Source organism: Clostridium sp. FP1 (assembly GCF_011065975.2).
GTDB lineage: Bacteria > Bacillota > Clostridia > Clostridiales > Clostridiaceae > Clostridium_AD > Clostridium_AD tagluense.
The window spans coordinates 3,764,764-3,784,800 of sequence record NZ_JAAMNJ020000001.1 but is presented as its reverse complement, the minus strand read 5'-3'; the positions used below and the strand labels follow the sequence as shown (position 1 = coordinate 3,784,800).

Here is a 20,037-nt window from a genome sequence, read left to right as displayed (position 1 = left end):
CCCCTCTGTAAAAAACAAAAGTATATGCAACAGTTGCAATACGTCATAATTTGATGTTGTGTAAATTTTAACATTTTTTTTAATGTTATGTAAGTAATAAAAAAATTCACAGCTTATAAAAATTTTTACATTTAAAAAAGTAGCCTAAAATAAGCTACTTTAATTTATCTTCTATAAAGTTTTGAATTCTCTCTGCACTATCTATTGCATTCCTCATATCATCTTCGTTAACTTCTAGTTGATATGGATATCTAACTTGAACTCCATAAGGGACTAGCTCAATACAATCATCCTCTATATACTCAAAACTCTTATCGGTATTTTTACACTTATTATTGAGTAATACTATATCGTGGGTCCTTTCTAAGTTATTACCCATAAATATAGTATATCCTTTTAGATATTTTTCAGCACTTTGTTCACAATGGTAGCAAATAATTTCTATTGGTTTTGGATACATATTTATTAAGAATTTAGCAGACCCTAAGTCTCTTTTAGCAAATTCAAACCATTCTTTTGAAACTTGTTTACTGTCCATAAAGTTTAACTCCCTGAAGCAAAATTTGGTGTTCTATAGTACAATCAACTTCTGATCTTTCCTTGAACTCATCATTATAGTACACTAATAAATCTACAGGCATAGTTGCCACTTTAGATATTGATTTTCTTATAGTTCTCATTATATCTATTTTTCTTGAGGATTTATCATTAGTTAGTACACATATATCTAAATCACTATCTTCATTAGGAGTTCCATAAGCATAAGACCCAAAAAGATATATGGTATTTATATCTGAAGCATTTTTTATTTCATTCAACAGATTATTTAATTCTAAACTTATATTATGTGGCAAACATATCACCTACCTTTAATTTTATTATACACTAATTTGTTAGCTTGTAATCATATTTTTAACAAAACAAATGTTTTTAATAGACTTGTGTGATATTATTAATCTGAATATAAACTGGTGGTGATTAACATGATAAATAAGCTAGAACAAATATTTAAAGGTAGAAATTCTAAGCCAATAGGGGAATTTAAGGAAAGTGCAGTTATGATACTACTTACAGAGGAACTGGGCGAATTATCTGTGATATTTGAAGTGCGCGCTCTTAAATTAAGGAGTCAGCCAGGAGATGTATGTTTGCCTGGTGGTAAAGTGGAAGAAGATGAAAGTCCAAGGGAAACTTCTATAAGAGAAACCATGGAAGAACTAAATTTAGAAAGAGATCAAATTGAAGTTATAGGAGATATGGATTATTATATAAGCCCCTATGGAAATATAATGCATGCATTTGTAGGAGAACTAAAATATGGAGAAATAAACCCAAGCGTTGATGAAGTAAGCCACATATTTAAAGTTCCATTAAAATTCTTTTTAGAAAATGAGCCACTGCTTTATAAAATGGAAATAGGACCTGTAAATCAAGAAGGTTTTCCTTTCCATTTAATAAATGGAGGGAAAGATTATAATTTTAGAAAAGGGTATATGGATGAGTATTTTTATGAGTATAATGACTATATAATATGGGGTTTCACAGCGCAGATTATTAAAAGCTTTGTGGATGTTTTGCAAAATAGTAACAATATTTAAATTAATAATGTGGATAATTTACAAAAATAGCTGTAACCAAATAGAAATTAATTTTTATTTGGTTACAGCTATTTTTAATAGAAAGAACTACTTACTCCCCACAAGCTTATTCTTCTTAAGGAATAATGAAACGCTTAACACAATAACTGCTAAATACACAAAAACATATATAATTGAAATTAATCCTGATTTATTGAAAAATTTTAGATAGATAAAAGCAGCTTGGGAGATAAAAGCCCAAAAAAGAGAGATAAAAGCCATAATATTATTTCTATGTCTCCAATTGTCAGGGTCTTTCATGGAGCCAATAATTTTATCTCGTCTTTTACTTTTAGCACCTGTATTAATTACTAGAAATTTGTAATATAAGAAAAATACAAAGGCTATTATAGAAATCCCAAAAAATATATAGGCTAAAGAAATATTTGTTATATTCAAAAAAACCACTCCTTTTAGAAATATAATTGCTGAAATCATATTTTATATAATTAATGTGCCCTAAAAGTTAAAACATATGTTTATTTCATATACTTAATATATAATCTTTCCAACATGCATAATTTAACGACATTCCAGAAGGAAGGTCTCCCACTTCTTTAAGTGGGAGTTACAACCTATAACAAATAAAAAACTTCAGTGGGGGGATAACAATTGAGAATTGTTATCTGCTCCAGAGGTCTACAAGGGGGTAAATCTCCTTCTGAAGTCGTTAATTGCAGCATCGCAGATGATGATTTAAGTAATCAAAAAAAGAGTGGAAATCCACTCTTTTTTATAAAAAATTATTCTTCCTTGTCTGAGACAACGCTTTCAAAATAATCTGTTCCCCACTTACACATAACATCTAATATAGGCATTACACTTTTGCCTTGTTTTGTTAAAGAGTATTCTACTTTAGGAGGAACTTCTGCATATACTTTTCTATGAACCATTTCATATGCTTCCAATTCTCTAAGCTGTTGAGTTAGCATTTTTTGTGTTATTATGCCCATTGACCGTTTTAATTCGCTAAATCTTAATACGTCATTTTTGGCTAATTTCCAAAGAATAATTGGCTTCCATTTTCCACCTATAATATCCAGTGTTAACTCTATGGCACAACTATATTCTTTATTATTTATTTTCATTGGGTTATCTCCCATGATTATTACCTCCTAGTTTTCCGCTGGATAGGATAACTGTTATTAACACAGTAAGTACATTAAGATACTAAGTGCTTTAGGATACTAAGGCACTTATAAGTTAGTACTTGATTTAAAAACCTCTACTATTTACAATTATAGCATTGATATATTTTATATGCAATATTTCAGTAATATAAATTCCATCCAATATGTTTGCAAAATGAATTTGAACAAGCTTTAGTAATTTTAAAGTTCACGAGGTATAATAAATACATAATTAATATAAATTATTTTGAAAAGAGGGAAAAAAATGAAAGAAATTTATAATTGGCACAATGAGACCATAGGATTAAAAGTAGTGGAAGTTCTTAAAAAAAATGGATTTTCAGCCCTTTATTGTAAGAGTGGTGAGGAAGTTTCAGAATTCATAGTGAAGAATGTACATAAGGGAGACCGAGTAGGGTTTGGAGGATCCATGACTATAAAAAAACTTGGGATACAAGAAAAGGTAAAATCATTGGGAGGACATGTATTAGATCACGGTGACCCAACTTTATCATTAGAAGATAAAATGGAAACTATGAGGGCGGAGCTCCTTTCAGATGTTTTTTTATGCAGTTCTAATGCTGTAACTTTAGATGGAGAACTTGTAAACATTGATGGAGTAGGGAATAGAGTGGCAGCAATGAGCTTTGGACCTAAAAAAGTCATTGTTGTAGTGGGGGTTAATAAAATTTGCAAAAATGAAGCTTCTGCTTTTGAAAGACTAGAACAAATTGCAGCACCAATGAATTGTAAAAGATTAAATATGCCTAATCCTTGTACTAAAACTGGAGTTTGTAGTGATTGTAGAGCTGATACTAGAGCCTGTAGGATTTACTCTGTAATCAAAAGAAAGCCTATGAGAACTGATATTACAGTAGTTGTAATTGGTGAGGATTTCGGGTTTTAACGACATTTCAGAAGGAAAGTGACCTACTTTTATAAAAGGATGGTATAAATAATTAGGTCTATATTTCTGTATTGTATGATTATTGTGAATTTTTTCAAAAAACACTTCAATTTATTGTTAAAATGTCTTATAATGTTACCACGGTGACAATGTTACTAGAGTAACAAATTATGGGAGTGGGGTGATAAAATGTTACAGTGTCCTTTTCTAACAACTATGGAAGAAGAGATAGACTGTTTTAAGGAGTGTGCATTCTATAAATGGGCAGATAATGGGGGGAAATGCCCATTTCTTGATTTGAAAAATTTCAAACCTTTCACTATTAAGAATATTTCTGACTATGATCTATATAACGATGATAAAACTTCTCCATTAAGAATGTTGTATAAAGAAAAATATACATAGTATCCTTTATAGGTGCATGTGTATTATTTCTAATAATTAGGATATAATTTATTTTATAGTTAATACAAAACAGGGATGTGAATTTAAATGGAAAGAACCTTGGTTTTAATTAAACCTGATGGAGTTAAACGTGGACTAATTGGAAAAATTCTTAATCATTATGAAGAGAAATCACTAGAAATTGTGGCATTAAAATTGATTACTGCCACAATGGACGATGCTAAAGAGCATTATAGGGAACATGAGGGAAGAGAATATTTTGAAGAATTAATAAATTATCTTACTGAAGGCAAGCTGTGTGCAATGATTTTGAAGGGTGAAAAAGCTATTGATGTGGTACGTAAAATTAATGGAGATAAAGATCCTGTAAAAGCAGAACTAGCAAGCATAAGAGGGGAATTTACACTAGATAAAACTCATAATTTAGTTCATGCCTCCGATAGCCCTGAAAGTGCAGAACGTGAAATTGCCATCTGGTTCCCTGAGCTTACATGTAAAGATAGTTATAAAAAAACTGTGGATTTGCTGCGAAAAATTGATGGTCCATTAATAAACGTATAGTTTGTGATTTAATTTCACCTATTGAATATTATATTTGATTTGAAAAAATATTAGAATACTGATTGTCCAAAATTTAGACAATCAAATAACGTCCGCTGGTAACCCATAGGACGTTATTTTTTCATGTCTAATGTGAACCACAATCTCCAGAGCAACCACTACAGGATGCACTATTAGACTTAGAACAATTTATCTTACTATCTTTTGTAGAAACTGTTTTAACCCAAAATCTAGAATCACTATAGGCTATTGTGAGTTCCACAATGCTATCCAAGAGAGTTTCATCATATAATATTGGCAAATCATCAATATTATTTTTTATGTCTCCTGTTTTAAAATTGTCTAAGTAAATGTCAACTTTTGCTGATTTACAGCAACCACTTACGTACATAAATCTTACGCTAGTATATTCATCGGTTTGTTTAAGCATTTCTATAAGTTTGTCATGAGCATCTTTGGAAAGTTTGATTTTTAAAGTTTGATCCATAATACCTCCTTGTATTCCTTTAGGCTAGATAATAAATTTATTCATGCTACTGCTCAAAGGTTTCGGAATAATAATTTAATAAGCCCTGCTTAAGATTCCATAAATCCGAAGAAAGATCCACATAATAGGCATGAGGATTTTCAAATCTTAAAACTTCGCTCCATAATTTAGAAACTTCTTTAGCAGAAAATGCTTTTATATCCATAACAGACGGTGATTCATAAATCGGCTGTCCATTTTCGAAAATCTTAACCATAAGATCTTTTATATAGAAATTTTTAATTTTTTTCTTTTTCCAAGTATATATAGAATTAAATATTTCAAGGGGTTTAGTTTCATCGATTTCCTCATTGTGTAAGGTAATTAAATCTGCAATAGCCTTGTGGGATGTTTTGTCGAAAATTCTATATAATTTTTTGAAAGCAGGATTGGTGATTTTTTCTTCATTTTCACTAATCTTAATTTTTGGTATTATTTCTCCGTCATTTTCCACAGCAACAAGTTTATAAACGCCTCCAAATACTGGTTCTGATCTTGCAGTAATAAGTCTTTCACCTACACCAAAGCTATCAATTTGTGACCCGCTTTCCAAAACCCCTCTTATAATATATTCATCAAGAGAATTGGAAATGGTGATTTTTACATCCTCATATCCAGCTTCATCTAACATTATTCTAACTTTTTTAGTTAGATAGGTAATATCACCGCTATCAATTCGAATTGCTTTAGGTCTTTTTCCCATAGGTTTAAGTACTTCATTAAATACCTTTATGGCATTAGGAACACCAGAGAGTAGTACATTATAAGTATCTATAAGTAGTACGCAGTTATCAGGGTAAGTTTCAGACCATGCTTTAAAGGAATCGTATTCATTATCAAAAAGTTGTACCCAACTATGGGCCATAGTACCCATTGCTGGAATACCAAACATTTCTTCAGCTATAGTGCAGGCAGTACCAACACAACCACCAATAACAGCAGCACGAGCTCCATATATAGCACCATCATAACCTTGGGCACGTCTAGAACCAAATTCCATAACAGGTCTGCCTTTTGCGGCTCTACATATTCTACTTGCTTTAGTAGCTATTAAGGTTTGATGATTAATTGTAAGGAGTATCATTGTCTCAACGAATTGAGCCTGCATAACAGGTCCTTTAACTATAACTAAGGGTTCACCAGGAAAAACAGGATAACCTTCCGGTACTGCCCATACATCACAGGAAAATTTGAAATCTCTTAAATAATCCATAAAATCATCTGAAAAAATATTTTTGCTTTTTAGATAGGATATATCATCATCTGAAAATTTTAAATTTGAAAGATATTCAATTAATTGTTGTACCCCTGCCATTATACAATAGCCGCCACCGTCAGGTACTCGTCTAAAAAACATATCAAAGTAAGCAATCTTATCTTGAACATTATTATGAAGATAACCATTTCCCATAGTTAATTCATAAAAGTCTACGAGCATTGTTAAATTTCTTTCATTCTGCACATTAAAATCTTTTGAGTGTTTCATAATTTTTTCCCCTTTGAAATTTAATAAAAGTATATAATGAAATTATAACATATTTATATTTTAATGTTTAAATAGGATTATTACAATAGTATTTTGGGTATAAACATAATATATGACAATTGAATGAAGGTGGAGAACAAACATAATATGAATAATAAAGTGATTAACAGTAAAATAAATTCAAATCTAAGTGAGCAGCAAAGAGCAGCAGTTTTTTCAGATAATAGAAATTTACTAGTTACTGCAGGACCAGGATCTGGAAAAACTGTAGTTATAGTTAATAGAATTGTTCATTTAATAAATGAGCAAAACATTAATCCGAGTAATATTATAGTTATTACTTTTACAAGAGCTGCAGCTATTAATATGAAAAATAGATATATTGCTATCAATGGAAAAGAGAGAGTTCCGTTTTTTGGAACCTTTCATGGCTTGTTTTATAAGATCCTTAAAAATTATTATGGACAGATAAACATAATTAATACACTAGAGGTGTATAAGCTAATAAAAAATGTACTGATGTCCTATTTAGATGAAGTAAGCGATGAAAAAGTAAAGGAAGTAATAAACAATATTTCCGTATTTAAAACAAGTGGAAAAATAATTTATGATTTTGATTCAAGTATTGATAAGGGAATATTTATAGCAGCTTATAATATTTATGAACAGTATAGGAAAGAAAGGAATTTATTTGATTTTGATGATCTCCAAATAGGCTGTAGGGATTTATTTATAAAAAACTATACAATACTTAAGGGGTATAGAACTTTATTTAAGCATATTCTAGTCGATGAATTTCAAGATTGTGATTCTATGCAAGTAGATATACTAAAACTATTAAATGAAGACAGTTCTATTTTTGCAGTAGGAGATGAAGATCAATGTATTTATGGGTTCAGAGGCTCGAATCCTGAATGCATGGTGAAGTTTTCACAGCATTTTGAAGGGGGAGGTAAAGTTCCTCTTTCTACTAATTATAGATGCCCAAAGAATATAGTAGAAATATCTATGAATATTATAAAAAATAATAGCATGAGAAATGAAAAAACTATAGTAGCGTTTAAAGAGCAAGATGGTGGTATTGCAGTACTCAATAATATAAATGAAAACTCTCAGGCAGAGGAAATCAGTAACATTATTCAAAGTCGCCATGAAACGCTGGATAAAAATTATAAAGATAATGCCATATTGTACAGAACAAACGTGGAGTGTAGAAGTTTAATAGATGTTTTTATAAAGAAAAGAATACCTTTTATGCTCTTAGATAAGGAATATGATTTCTTTCAACATTTCATTTGTAAGGATATAATTGCATACTTAAAACTAAGTATTGATAAATCCGATAAAGAGAGCTTCCTTAGAATAATTAATAAACCTTTTAGGTATGTAAGTAAATTAAATTTAGACAATTTAAGAAGAAATATTGTTAAAGAAGACTGTTTTGAAACCGTAAAGGATATTTCCGGCGTACCAATCTTTCAAATGAAGATGCTAGATAAATTAAAAAAAAGTATTCACATTTTAAATAAAATTTCTCTAAGAAGTGCTATAGACAATATAGTTTTAAGTATAGGCTATCATGACTATATTAGAGAGTATTGTACTAAGTTTAAGATAGATTTAGGTGAGATGGAGGATGTCATTGAAGAGTTTAGGCAATCCATAGATGGGTATAACTCTATAATAGCTTTTCTAGCTCATGTAGACCAGGTTAAAGAAGAAATTAGTAAGGGAAAGAAAAATACAAATGAGGATGCGGTAATACTTAGTACAATTCATGGCGTGAAGGGTATGGAATTTAAAAATGTATATCTTATTAATTGTAATGAGGAGAATATACCACATGTAAATAGTATGGATAATAACATAGAAGAAGAAAGAAGATTGTTTTATGTAGGAATTACAAGAGCTATAGATAATGTTTGGCTATGCATTTGTAAAAATGTAAAAGGAAAAGTAAAGGAGACTTCGCGATTTGTTGTGGAATGCAATATTATAGGGGGATTACCTACAGGGTTGCCTTTTAAGGAAGGGGACATTATACTACATAAAAATTTTGGAAAGGGAAAAGTAATTTCAATTACAAGTAAAGATTTAGATTTGAAATTTGAGGGTGGAATTACAAGGAAATTTGATGCGTCGGTATTGTATAATAACTCACTAATATCAAAAGTGTAGAAAAGAATTTGGGGTTAAATTATATGATTTATGTATTATATTATCTAGTTGCAAAGCAATTGAATAACACATATAATGTAATAGGGCGTAATATTTAACACGGAACATCAATATGTTATACTATAAAAGGTAGTCCTATTAAGGAGGAATATAATGGTTGCATTTAAGAAAATGTGGGAAGATGTACGATTAATTTTGTCAAATAAAGAATACTCAGAAGTAGAAATTTTGGAGAGATTTAACTGTGGGTTTACAGTTAAAGAGCGAGATAATATTATTTTTATTACAAGAGATGACTTTGTGGATTTTTGGTGCAAGCTATTGTATTATAATGAATTATCCTTGGAGCAGGTTTTAAAAGAGGATAAATCAAAACCAAAATATATTTACACTATTATAAAACAATTACCTTATATATCAGAAAACTCTGGAGTAATTAAGTTAATACAGTAGTTTTGTTGAAAGTTGCTATATAATGTTATATAATTTTAATAAGCTCATATTCTATGAATATGAGCTTATTACATTAAAATAATTTTGTGAGGAAGAGGTATACAAATGGAAATCACAAATGTTAACGCAGAGGATATTATATTTGCCTTAGATATAGGAACAAGATCCATCATAGGGACAGTGGGAGTAATAGCGGAGAAAAAATTTCAAGTTATTGCTGAAAGTTATATAGAACATGAAGAAAGAGCTATGATTGATGGTCAAATTCATGATATTCAATTGGTAGCTAGTGGAGTAAAAAAAATAAAAAAAGAATTAGAGGGCAGTTTAAAGATTTCATTAACTAAGGTTGCTATTGCGGCTGCGGGAAGATTTTTAAGGACAACTGAAATAAAGTCTGAAATAGAAATTGAGGGCGATAATGAAATTGATAGGGAAGTCATTAGAAGTTTAGAGCTTACTGCAGTTAAAATGGCTGAGGATGAAGTTAATAAGTCCACACAAGGTAAGCTTTATTGTGTAGGATATAGTGTGAAAAATTACTATTTAAATGGATACATAATATCCAATCTAAACGCCCACAAAGGAGAGAAGATTGCAGTAGAAATAATTGCAACCTTCCTTCCACGCTCAGTGGTTGATAGTCTTTATGCCGTTATGAATAAAGCTGGACTTGAAGTTGTAAGTTTAACATTAGAGCCAATAGCTGCTATGGAAGCTGCAGTGCCACAGAATTTAAGATTATTAAATTTAGCATTAGTGGATATCGGAGCAGGTACCTCGGATATTGCTATTAGTAGCAAGGATAGCATAAGTGCTTATGGTATGGTGCCTATTGCAGGAGATGAGATAACTGAAATAATAGCGCAAACTTATTTAGTTGATTTTAATACCGCTGAAATAATTAAAAAGCAGTGCAGTGGAGAAGACAAAATTCAATTTATAGATGTTTTAGGCTTTGAAAATGAAATAGAGCCAGAGGATGTATTAAAAATAATTAACCCCGCAGTTACTAAGACTTCAGAAGAAATTGGGAATAAGATAATTGAATTAAATGGAGGAAAGGCTCCTAATGCAGTATTTCTAGTAGGTGGGGGAGCACATACACCTTTTATTAAAGAAAATATTGCTAAAATTTTAAATCTACCAATTCAAAGGGTTGCAATTAAAGGTCGCGATGCAGTAGTTGACTGTATATGTGATGGTAACCTTGGAAGCATAGGAGTTACAGTTTTAGGTATTGCACTCATATCAATAAAGAAACTAGGGCATGATTTTGTTGACGTCACCATAAATGATAAGATTATAAGTCTATTTAATGCACATAAACATACGGTTATGGATGTAATGGTACAATCAGGCATAAACCCGAAAATATTGATTGGCAAAAACGGACGTAATATAAGATTTGTAGTTAATGGGATAAAACGAGTGGCCTTTGGAACTCTTGGCACGGGAGCAGAAATAAGGATAAATAATATACCGAGTAATATTGATTCTGAGGTAAAAGAAGGCGATGTTATTGAAATTGATTTCTGTATTGATGGAAAAAATGCTGAGCCTAAAATTATAGATTTTGTGAAGAATATTCAAGCTGTGAGTTTTTATTTTGATGATATAATACAAAACATTGAGCCAGCAACATTTATTAATGGCGAAAGGTCGCGAATAAACGCTGTAATAAAAGAAGATGACGATGCTCGCATAGTGTTCCCTACTACAATACAGGAATACGCAAATTATTTCCCTGATATTGCATGTGGTTCAATTTTTATAATGAATAATAAAGAGCTACAAAAGGATTATATTATAAAAGAAGGGGACAGAATATATAGTGTAATTGAAAAAGATGAAAGTATTGTGGAAGAGGTGGAAGATCAAGAGGTGAAACAAACTGATATACCCCTTGAAATTCACAAGGAAATAGAAAATAAGGGATCCATAGTTAATGAAAAGCAGGCTAGCACAGAAATTGTACATACTAAATTAGAAAGCGGAGTGCTAAGTGTTGTGGTTGAAGTTAATAAAAAAAACATTACCCTTAAAAATAAAGAAAAATACATATTTCTTGATATATTTGATTATGTAGAATTCGATTTATCTATTTCAAAGGGAAACTTAATACTGACGCTTAATGGAAGCAAAGCTAGTTATTACGAGACGCTAAATAATGGAGATGTAATCCAAATGTATTGGGAAAAATAGCATTAGTGCATCCCAAATAAAATAAATTAGTTATTCTTGTAAATGGCTAACAATTAAAGAGGTGTAAATATTGAATTTTTTAGATAGGGCAAAGAATATTGAAAGTGAGTTAATAGAAATAAGGCGTGATCTTCATGAAAACCCAGAACTGGGCTTTAATTTATTTAGGACATCTCAAAAGGTAAAAGACTTTTTATCAAATGAAGGTATTGAATTTTATGAAGTAGCTGGAACAGGGGTTTGTGCTATTATTCGCGGCAAGGGTGAAAAAACCATTGCGCTAAGGTCAGATATGGATGCACTTCCCCTAGAGGATAAGAAAACATGCAGTTACGCATCAAAAACTTTAGGTAAAATGCATGCTTGTGGGCATGATGCTCATACCACCATACTTTTAGGAACAGCAAAAATATTAAATAGCATGAAAGATGAAATCAGAGGCAATGTTAAATTGTTTTTTGAACCAGCAGAAGAAACTACTGGTGGTGCGCCTTTAATGATTAAAGAGGGAGTGCTAGAGAATCCTAGCGTAGATGCTGTTATTGGACTTCATGTAGAAGAGTGGCTAGAAGCTGGGACTGTTGGTTTAAAAAGAGGTGACGCCTATGCAGCATCAAATCCATTTACTATAAAAATAATAGGTAAAGGAGGACATGGTGCAAGTCCACATATGACTATTGATCCTATTGTAATAGCTAGCAATGTTATTATTTCTCTTCAAAACATTGTAAGTCGCGAAATTCCACCCACAGATGCAGCCGTTATAACTATAGGTTCCATTCATGGAGGCACAGCTCAAAATATTATACCAGAACAAGTGACAATATCAGGGATTATTAGAACTATGAAAAGTGAACATAGGGAATATATAAAAAAAAGATTAGTCCAGGTAGTAGAGGGCATTGTGCACTCTATGAGAGGCAAATGTGAAATTGATATAGAGGAAAGCTACCCTTGTCTTTATAATAACGATAAGCTAGCGGAGATGTTTGAAAAAAAAGCAAGTGAATTAATTGGTGATGACAATGTTTATAAATTAGACCAGCCTACTATGGGAGTGGAAAGTTTTGCTTATTTCTCAATGGAAAGACCATCACTATTTTATTTTCTAGGAAGTGGAAACGCAGAAAAGGGTATAGTAAATCCGGCTCATGGAAGCTTATTTGACATAGATGAGAGTTGTTTAAAAGTAGGTGTAGCTATGCAATGCAAATTAGCTTACGAATTTTTATTGAATTCATAACCCATATTAGTATATAATTGATGCTTGATGTGTTTTTTTTTAAGTGTAAGTTGATTTATTACAAAATAAATTAGATTATCTGAGGATTCGTCATTATATAAAAGAACAAGAGATAGAAGAATTAGGAGGATATGGATGAGGATAGAAATTGGAGCAAATGAAGCAGGGCAAAGAACAGATAAATTTATGAGAAAAGTACTTGGTGATGTACCACTTAGCAAAATATATAAAGCTTTTAGAAAAGGTGATATTAGGGTCAATGGTAGCAAAATTAAAGAAAAGCATTCATTAGCAGAAGGCGATATTGTTGAAACAAAATATATTACCAGTGAGTTTAAAAAGGAAGAGTTTAAAAGAATTGAGAATAACTTGAAAATAACCTTTGAGGATTCAAATATATTAATGGTGGAAAAATGGCCAGGTGTTTTAGTTCATTCTGATAAAGTGGGCGGCGAAGCTACCTTAATAGATTATGTGCTTTCTTATTTATATGATAAGGGAGATTACAAACCAGAAAATGAAATAACCTTTACTCCAGCACCATGTAATAGACTAGATAGAAATACTTCAGGTATAGTTATCTTTGGTAAGAATTTTAAATCTCTTAAACTTTTGAATGAGATGATAAGAGAGAGAAACGTTGAAAAATTTTATATGGCACTAGTAAGTAATAGGATTAAAGATGGAGTTTACGAAGGATATATACGTAAAGATGAAGATGCAAATATATCACAGGTATTCGACACTCAAATGCCAAATACAAAAAAAATAGCAATGGAAGTTAAAACTTTGCAAAGTTGTGGTACATTTTCTTTAATAGATATTAATCTTTTAACAGGAAGAAGCCATCAGCTTCGCGCACATTTAAGCCATTTAGGAAATGCAATTGTTGGTGATTCAAAATACGGAGATAAAAAAATGAATAGTTTTTTCAATAACAAATATGGTTTAGATTATCAATTTCTATATGCATATAAGGCAACATTTAAGAATTGCCCAGAAGAACTATCTTATATGGAAAACAAAACTATTGCAGAAAGTTTACCACCAGTATTAAAAAAGATTAAAAAAGACGTATTTAAATTTTAGAGGGTGTTTAGTACACATTACAGCACCGAAGGTGATGATTTAATGAGTGAAAATGCAAATTCAAATAAACAATCTACCACAAAAGGTTTTGCCATATTATCTGCAGCAGGTTTTATGGTTAAGCTTTTATCCCTACTCTACGTACCTTTTTTAAACAATATATTAGGGAAGCAAGGCTATGGTGTATATTCCTCTGCTTACAGTATATTTGTATATATGTATATTTTAACAAATGCAGGTATTCCTGTGGCTATTTCCAAGATGGTTTCAGAGCTTATAGCTATGGGAAATTATAAAGATGCAGTAAAGACTTTTAAAATAGCTAGATTTTTACTTTTGATATTAGGAATGATTATGTCTATTTTAATGATTATTTTTGCAGGATCTCTAGCTAATAAAACCGAAAGCGCTCCTGCAAGACTGGCAATTATGTCACTGGCACCAACTATTTTAATATCATCTGTATTATCGGCCTATAGAGGATATTTTCAAGGTAGAGGAAATATGACCCCAACTGCTGTATCTCAGGTATTAGAACAAATTGCTAATACTATATTTAGTTTAGCTTTTGCAGCTTATTTTATAAGATATGGAATAGCAGCAGGTGCGGCAGGGGGAACTATTGGAACATCTGTAGGCGCGCTAGTTGCAGTTTTATATATGATCTATTTTTATGAGAAAAATAAAGTTTTTAGAGTTCCAAAAGGATATAACAAATTAGAAATAAAAAGATTGACTACTAAAAAACTAATAAAAAAATTATTAAGTTATTCTGTACCAATGACAGTATGCTTAGGAATACAACAATCAGGGTTAATTATAGATTTATGGTTAGTTAAATCAAGAATGATAGCTGTTGGAATTGACAAAATACAGGGTGATGTTTTGTGGGGTGTACTAAATAAATACACATCTTTAATAAGTGTGCCGATAGCTATTATCTCATCACTTGCTATAACTATTTTACCATCTATATCTAGCTTAATGGCACTTAGGGATAAAAAAGCTGTAAGAGACAAAGTTAATTATGCTTTTAGGCTATGTTTTTTAGTGGCAGTCCCTTCTGCAGTTGGACTTGCGGTTTTAGCTAAACCAATAGTAGGTTTACTTAAGTATGATTCTGATGTCTCAAGATTACTAATATATGGATCAGTGATAATAATACTTATGGCTGTGGTCGCTATTCAAACTTCAATTCTTCAAGGGCTTGGAAAACTTTACTTAGTTACCATTTATGCAGTGGTGGGATTAATAGGGAAAACAGTTACTAATTATATTTTTGTAGCAATACCAAGCATTAATATATTGGGTGCTGTTATGGCCAATGGAGTAAGTTTTGCCATACTTTTAATATTGAACTATAGTGCTATGAACAAAGTGCTAAGGGTTAAAATTAATCTATTTAGTCATGCAATTAAACCAATAATAGCCTCAGGTTTCATGGCCATTGTCGCAAAACTAATGTATGTTAACTTTAATTTTGTATTTAGTTTTGTTCGCGAAGGTTATTTTGCTAATGCTATTGCTATATTAATAGCTATGGTTTTTGCTATATTAACTTATTTCTTTACTTTAGTGATGATAGGTGGAATAACTAAAGAAGATTTAGGGGTATTACCTCACAAGATTACGAAACTTATACCTAAGCATATTTTAAATAGAATTAGGTAGAAATTTAAACAAATCTAATGCTTTTAAGGCACTAGACTTGTTTACTTTTTTTTGTAAGGAAAAAAGAAAAGAATATCAGAGAGAATCCAGTGGCAATAATTACTATGTTTTTAGTAATAAACATAGAATTTGGAAATGCATTATCTAGAATTTTCAATATAAAGTATAAGAATATGCTAAGACAAATATTGATTAACATTTCTACCCCTGAAAACTCTAGATAGCAGCTCTTTTTGATGGCATTAATATTCAATATGAAACTTACTACAGAGGTTATAATGAGAGTTACTCCGTAGCCTAAAATGTTTATGCTTGGGATACCTAATAATATATACAGCAATATAAGCTGGAGAATAGAGGTTATTACTGAATTTATTAAAAGAAATTTTTGTTTGCCAAGTCCATTCAAAATTCCAAAGGTTGAACCAGACATGTACATAAATGGTGCGCTTAATGCAGCAAGGCGTATGTAGGTGCCTAAATCATATCTGTCAAAAAATAGTTTTCCTAGAGAATCCCCAATGCATAAACATATTATCATAGTTGAAATACCTAGTAAAAATGAAATCTTTATAACTTCCATTATTCTACTTTCTAGTGCATTATAATCATTTTTACTAATACTTTTAGAAATATCTGGAGTTAATATGGTTGCCATGGACATTACAATGATAAAAGGAAAGAAGACTATGCTCATAGCCATACCCGAAAACTTACCTATTAGGGCGAGGCTGGCGGTATATTCAAGGCCTGCGCAAACTAGCCGCCTTGGTACAATAAGAGTGGATAGGGCGGAAATTACAGTGCTTAAAAAACCATTTAAGCTTAAGGGGAGTGAAACAACTAGAATGTTAAATAAAAGTTGAGCTCTTCCTTCAATTTTTTTTGTGTAATTCCTAAATTTATTTTTGCTTTTTTCATAGAAGATAAATAATAGAATAAAACTTATAAATTCTCCAATGCTTAAGGAAATATAAGTAGCAGTCACAGTAGAAGTTACATTTTTTAATGCAAAATAATTTATTAGACCAAGTATTATTGCCATTCTTACGAATTTTTCAACTACGTCTATGATTGCAGGCACTTTAACATTTGAAATACCGTAGAAATAACCCTTGTATATAGATGAAAGAGCAACAAAGATTAGTGCGGGGCAAATAACCCAAAGGGAATATAGTGTCCTTGTGTCTTTTATTATATATGTACTAATGTAGGGTGAAAAAAGAAATACTAAAATTGTTATTAATATAGCCCATGCAAAATCAAAAACTAAGGCAGTATGTATAGATTTGTTAAGATTACCATAATCATTTATTCCATAATAAGCTGAAGCTTCCTTTGAAATAGCGGTTACCATTCCACCACAAATAAGGCAAGTGAATAAATCATAAATAGGCATTACTAGGCTATATAGACCCATACCTTCTGCCCCTAATTTTTTTGAAAGTAGAATTGAAAACATAAACCTGAGTATTCCAGCAGTCAAATTTGATACCGTGAGAATTATTGAGTCTCTATAGAAATTATCTTTAATCATAAAAGCCCCCCCTTTTTTTAACATTGGTAGTTAACGGTTATTAATAATTATTATGTGAAGCTTTATGATTATATTCTAAAAGAACATGAAAATTATATAATGCAAATTGTAAGAATGGAGAGCTTTTTATGTTAAAATAGTTGTATTAGTAATAAAAAAAATAACAAGTCAAAATAGACTAGCACAGGACTTGATAATTAACTGAGTGTGCGTTAAGGAGAGTAATAATATGAAATGTTTGATATGCGGGATGGATATAAATATAAACAATTTCAATATGAATAACCAAGGATTATTAGAAACGAATGAAAGAGATCATATTAAATATTGTCCCTTTTGTGGTGTTAGTGTTGCATATTTAAAACCTGAAGACGAAACAAATTTTAAAGAAGAAATCTATAAAGTCCCTACTGAAAGTTTAGATGAGAATACTTTGATAATACTAGAGCATGCAATGAAGCTTGAAATATTTAATTCGGATTTTTATAAGGCAGCAGCAAAACTTGCTCATAGCTTGGCTGTTAAAGAAACTTTTGTAGCACTCTCAAAGATTGAATATGTACATGCTATAGTGCATCAAAAGCTAGGAGGCTTCAAACAAATACCTACACTAGTTAATATAGACTATAGTAAACATAAAAGCGACAAAAGCTTAATGGAACTGGCAGAAAACAGAGAAATTCATGCTGCTATGTTTTACGAAAAACAGGGGAACAAAATAAATAATTTAATTGTTAAAGAAGTATTTCATGCTTTATGGTCAGTTGAACGAGAGCATATACAAATTGCTAGAAATTATTAATACATATACTTTAATCTATGTAAATATATATAGATTAGAGTATTTTTAATTTGGGGGGAAAGTATGAAGAAGAACATTGGTTTTATAGTGATTTTAGCTATAATGGCTTTTGTACTGTTTTCATTAAAGAGTTCTTTAAGCGAATATAAGATCACCATGAAAGATGAAGCTATAAAATCACAGATACTGTTTAAGGGATTAAGTGGAGCGGTAGATTTTACGAGAGACAGTGAGGGAAACTATTACGTAGCTTTCAAGGACCACGTGCAGTACATTGATAAAACTGGTAGTGCATATAATTTGTTTGAAAGCAAGAAGCTAAGTATAACTAGTTTAGATTATAATAATAGTGTGCTATATTATGCATCAGGTGCATTTATTTATTCTTATAATTTACAATCAAAGAAAAATAGTGAAATAATTAAGAATATACCTAATTATGGGGATTATAATAAGAGTTTGATTAGAGTTAATGGAGATTATCTATTTGTTACAATAGGATCAGCTAGCAATTCTGGGGTAGTGGGGCCTGATAATTCGTGGATAGATGATTACCCACAAAATCATGATATTTCACCAAAAGATATAACTATAAAAGGGATTAATTTCGGAGAGGAAGAAACTGGATCATTTGTTTCATATAAAACTAAAAATATAAAGGGACAAATCATAACAGGACATATGATTGGAAATTCATCCATGATAATTTACAATTTAAAAACTGGAGCTCAGGGAAATTTTGCTTGGGGTATTAGAAATATCAAAGGCATAGATTTTAACAGTGAGGGGAAAATAATAGCTTCTGTTGGAGGAATGGAGGATAGAGGATTAAGACCTGTGATTGGAGATAGTGATTATATATATCAAATTAAAAAGAATGTATGGTATGGTTTTCCAGATTATGCTGGTGGAGATCCAATAAGCTCCCCTAAATTTAAAGGTATAAATAACAATACTATACCATTTATTTTAGATCAGCACCCTACAACAAACCCACCTGCACCAATATATAAGCATGGGTCAGTGGATAGTTTGGTAGGTTTATCATTTGATAAACAGGGAATCCTCGGTGATAAAGAATGTATATATTTTTATGAAAAGAAAGATAATAGTATATATAGTTTAAATAAGAATAATGTACTTAAAGAAAAGATTAACTTTGGAGGCGACACCTATATATCTAGTATTAAGTTTTTTAATAAATTAATTCTATTAGATTCTAAAAGTGGATATCTAATATCAATAGAAAAAAAACAAAGTGATGTTATAGGGAAGGGAACAGAAAGAGTTTTTTACTATTTATTAGCAATTGTAGTAACTTTAATAGTTAGCATACTTGTAGGACTCGGCAAAAAGAACTAGAATAGAGTAAATACATATTGTTGCAAATTAATAATATGTTTTCAAAGTCAATTTAGTGTATACTAAATTAAGAGGTGAACAGTTTGAAGAAAAAAATTGAAGCTACTTATGGAAAAACTTTAAAAGCCTTAATGATAACAGTAAATCCAATCAAAAAAAAGATTATGAAAACTCATTGTATTGTTCATAAATTTATAAATATTCAAGCTATCGAAATATTAAAGAATCAGGGATATAGTGAAGTTCATAGTTTTTACAAATCACATATAAAAGAATTAAACAATGGAGTTACTTGGGCAGATCAAGATTTTAAGAGCTCAAATCATTTTTATCATCACTTTAAGGGTACTGGCCTTTATGGATTTTCAAATGCATTAACTGAATTCCAGAAATATTATAAAAGCGCTTTGAAATTTGTGGAGGCAGGGGATATTAGGCAAGCAATGTTTTATTTTGGAGCAGCAAGCCATTTAGTTCAAGATGCTACAGTTCCGCAGCATGTGAACAATAAACTCCTGAAAAATCACAGAAATTTTGAACTTTGGATTATAAGTAAATTAATGAGTGATTATTCTTTTCCTATTTTCAATGAAATAATAAAGCAAGATAAGGTAGAAGACTATATAAAAAACAATGCAGTATTTGCTAATAAGACTTATATTTCCTACGCAAATGTAAAAAGTAAAGAAGAAAAATACAATAAAATATCTGTACTTATAGTGCAGAGGGCACAAAAGACTACTGCAGGGTTAATGCTAAATTTTTATAATGAAATTAAGAAATAATTCCTTTATTTTAGAGGAATTATTTTGTTTTTGAAGAATAATTTAAAAACAAGTAAACAT

Annotated in this window: 20 protein-coding genes; 13 read left to right on the top strand and 7 right to left on the bottom strand. The window is 30.7% G+C overall.

Annotated elements, in window-relative coordinates:
- Nucleotides 1-154: 154 nt before the first annotated feature.
- Together G9F70_RS18470 and G9F70_RS18465 are read right to left on the bottom strand one after the other, a co-directional pair.
- Nucleotides 155-538 (bottom strand): HEPN domain-containing protein, encoded by a 384-nt coding sequence (locus G9F70_RS18470; RefSeq protein WP_164944574.1) that lies wholly within the window; start codon nt 536-538, stop codon nt 155-157.
- Entirely contained in the window at nt 528-854 is a 327-nt protein-coding gene (locus tag G9F70_RS18465) for a nucleotidyltransferase domain-containing protein (protein WP_202882616.1), read from the bottom strand. Before G9F70_RS18465 ends, G9F70_RS18470 begins: the two co-directional genes overlap by 11 nt.
- A gap of 129 nt (nt 855-983) precedes the next feature.
- On the opposite strand from G9F70_RS18465, the gene G9F70_RS18460 reads away from it, so the two are divergent.
- On the top strand, nt 984-1,598 hold the full coding sequence (locus tag G9F70_RS18460; protein ID WP_164944572.1) for an NUDIX hydrolase: 615 nt from the start codon (nt 984-986) through the stop codon (nt 1,596-1,598).
- An 87-nt stretch (nt 1,599-1,685) separates the two neighbouring features.
- Here the strand turns inward: G9F70_RS18460 and G9F70_RS18455 are convergent, their stop codons facing one another.
- Entirely contained in the window at nt 1,686-2,036 is a 351-nt protein-coding gene (locus G9F70_RS18455) for a hypothetical protein (protein WP_164944571.1), read from the bottom strand.
- A gap of 344 nt (nt 2,037-2,380) precedes the next feature.
- The gene (locus tag G9F70_RS18450; protein ID WP_164944570.1) at nt 2,381-2,740 is read right to left on the bottom strand and encodes a winged helix-turn-helix transcriptional regulator; all 360 of its coding nucleotides are present in this window, start codon (nt 2,738-2,740) and stop codon (nt 2,381-2,383) included.
- Between the two features lie 292 nt (nt 2,741-3,032).
- Between G9F70_RS18450 and G9F70_RS18445 the strand changes: the two genes are divergently transcribed.
- From G9F70_RS18445 to ndk, 3 genes are all read left to right on the top strand, one after another.
- On the top strand, nt 3,033-3,674 hold the full coding sequence (locus G9F70_RS18445; RefSeq protein WP_164944569.1) for a lactate utilization protein: 642 nt from the start codon (nt 3,033-3,035) through the stop codon (nt 3,672-3,674).
- A 189-nt stretch (nt 3,675-3,863) separates the two neighbouring features.
- Nucleotides 3,864-4,079 (top strand): hypothetical protein, encoded by a 216-nt coding sequence (locus tag G9F70_RS18440; protein WP_125005869.1) that lies wholly within the window; start codon nt 3,864-3,866, stop codon nt 4,077-4,079.
- A gap of 87 nt (nt 4,080-4,166) precedes the next feature.
- Nucleotides 4,167-4,640: a nucleoside-diphosphate kinase gene (gene ndk, locus G9F70_RS18435; RefSeq protein WP_164944568.1), complete on the top strand. Its 474-nt coding sequence runs from the start codon at nt 4,167-4,169 to the stop codon at nt 4,638-4,640.
- Between the two features lie 127 nt (nt 4,641-4,767).
- On the opposite strand, the gene G9F70_RS18430 is transcribed toward ndk, so the two are convergent.
- Entirely contained in the window at nt 4,768-5,127 is a 360-nt protein-coding gene (locus G9F70_RS18430) for a hypothetical protein (protein WP_164944567.1), read from the bottom strand.
- Nucleotides 5,128-5,173: 46 nt separating this feature from the next.
- Nucleotides 5,174-6,652, bottom strand: coding sequence for a nicotinate phosphoribosyltransferase (locus tag G9F70_RS18425; protein ID WP_164944566.1), 1,479 nt, complete (start codon nt 6,650-6,652; stop codon nt 5,174-5,176).
- A gap of 147 nt (nt 6,653-6,799) precedes the next feature.
- On the opposite strand from G9F70_RS18425, the gene G9F70_RS18420 reads away from it, so the two are divergent.
- The 6 genes from G9F70_RS18420 to G9F70_RS18395 all read left to right on the top strand — a co-directional run bounded on the left by G9F70_RS18420 (nt 6,800) and on the right by G9F70_RS18395 (nt 15,491).
- Nucleotides 6,800-8,830 carry an ATP-dependent helicase gene (locus G9F70_RS18420; protein ID WP_164944565.1) on the top strand — a complete coding sequence of 677 codons (2,031 nt, stop codon included), beginning with the start codon at nt 6,800-6,802 and terminating at the stop codon, nt 8,828-8,830.
- A gap of 153 nt (nt 8,831-8,983) precedes the next feature.
- On the top strand, nt 8,984-9,283 hold the full coding sequence (locus G9F70_RS18415; protein ID WP_125003926.1) for a hypothetical protein: 300 nt from the start codon (nt 8,984-8,986) through the stop codon (nt 9,281-9,283).
- 105 nt (nt 9,284-9,388) lie between these two features.
- Complete coding sequence (locus G9F70_RS18410; RefSeq protein WP_164944564.1) at nt 9,389-11,488, top strand: cell division protein FtsA; 2,100 nt, start codon at nt 9,389-9,391, stop codon at nt 11,486-11,488.
- A gap of 70 nt (nt 11,489-11,558) precedes the next feature.
- Entirely contained in the window at nt 11,559-12,731 is a 1,173-nt protein-coding gene (locus tag G9F70_RS18405) for a M20 family metallopeptidase (protein WP_164944563.1), read from the top strand.
- 135 nt (nt 12,732-12,866) lie between these two features.
- Nucleotides 12,867-13,820 carry an RluA family pseudouridine synthase gene (locus G9F70_RS18400; protein ID WP_164944562.1) on the top strand — a complete coding sequence of 318 codons (954 nt, stop codon included), beginning with the start codon at nt 12,867-12,869 and terminating at the stop codon, nt 13,818-13,820.
- Nucleotides 13,821-13,862: 42 nt separating this feature from the next.
- On the top strand, nt 13,863-15,491 hold the full coding sequence (locus G9F70_RS18395) for a polysaccharide biosynthesis protein (protein ID WP_164944561.1): 1,629 nt from the start codon (nt 13,863-13,865) through the stop codon (nt 15,489-15,491).
- 31 nt (nt 15,492-15,522) lie between these two features.
- Here G9F70_RS18395 and spoVB read toward each other — a convergent pair whose 3' ends face one another.
- Nucleotides 15,523-17,028, bottom strand: coding sequence for a stage V sporulation protein B (spoVB, locus tag G9F70_RS18390; protein WP_164944560.1), 1,506 nt, complete (start codon nt 17,026-17,028; stop codon nt 15,523-15,525).
- Nucleotides 17,029-17,257: 229 nt separating this feature from the next.
- Between spoVB and G9F70_RS18385 the strand changes: the two genes are divergently transcribed.
- The 3 genes from G9F70_RS18385 (at nt 17,258) to G9F70_RS18375 (ending at nt 19,977) form a co-directional block, all read left to right on the top strand.
- A complete protein-coding gene (locus G9F70_RS18385; RefSeq protein ID WP_164944559.1) occupies nt 17,258-17,830 on the top strand; it encodes a ferritin-like domain-containing protein in 573 nt (190 codons plus the stop codon).
- 63 nt (nt 17,831-17,893) lie between these two features.
- Complete coding sequence (locus tag G9F70_RS18380) at nt 17,894-19,192, top strand: hypothetical protein (RefSeq protein ID WP_164944558.1); 1,299 nt, start codon at nt 17,894-17,896, stop codon at nt 19,190-19,192.
- An 83-nt stretch (nt 19,193-19,275) separates the two neighbouring features.
- Nucleotides 19,276-19,977 carry a zinc dependent phospholipase C family protein gene (locus G9F70_RS18375; protein WP_164944557.1) on the top strand — a complete coding sequence of 234 codons (702 nt, stop codon included), beginning with the start codon at nt 19,276-19,278 and terminating at the stop codon, nt 19,975-19,977.
- The last annotated feature ends 60 nt before the right edge of the window (nt 19,978-20,037 follow it).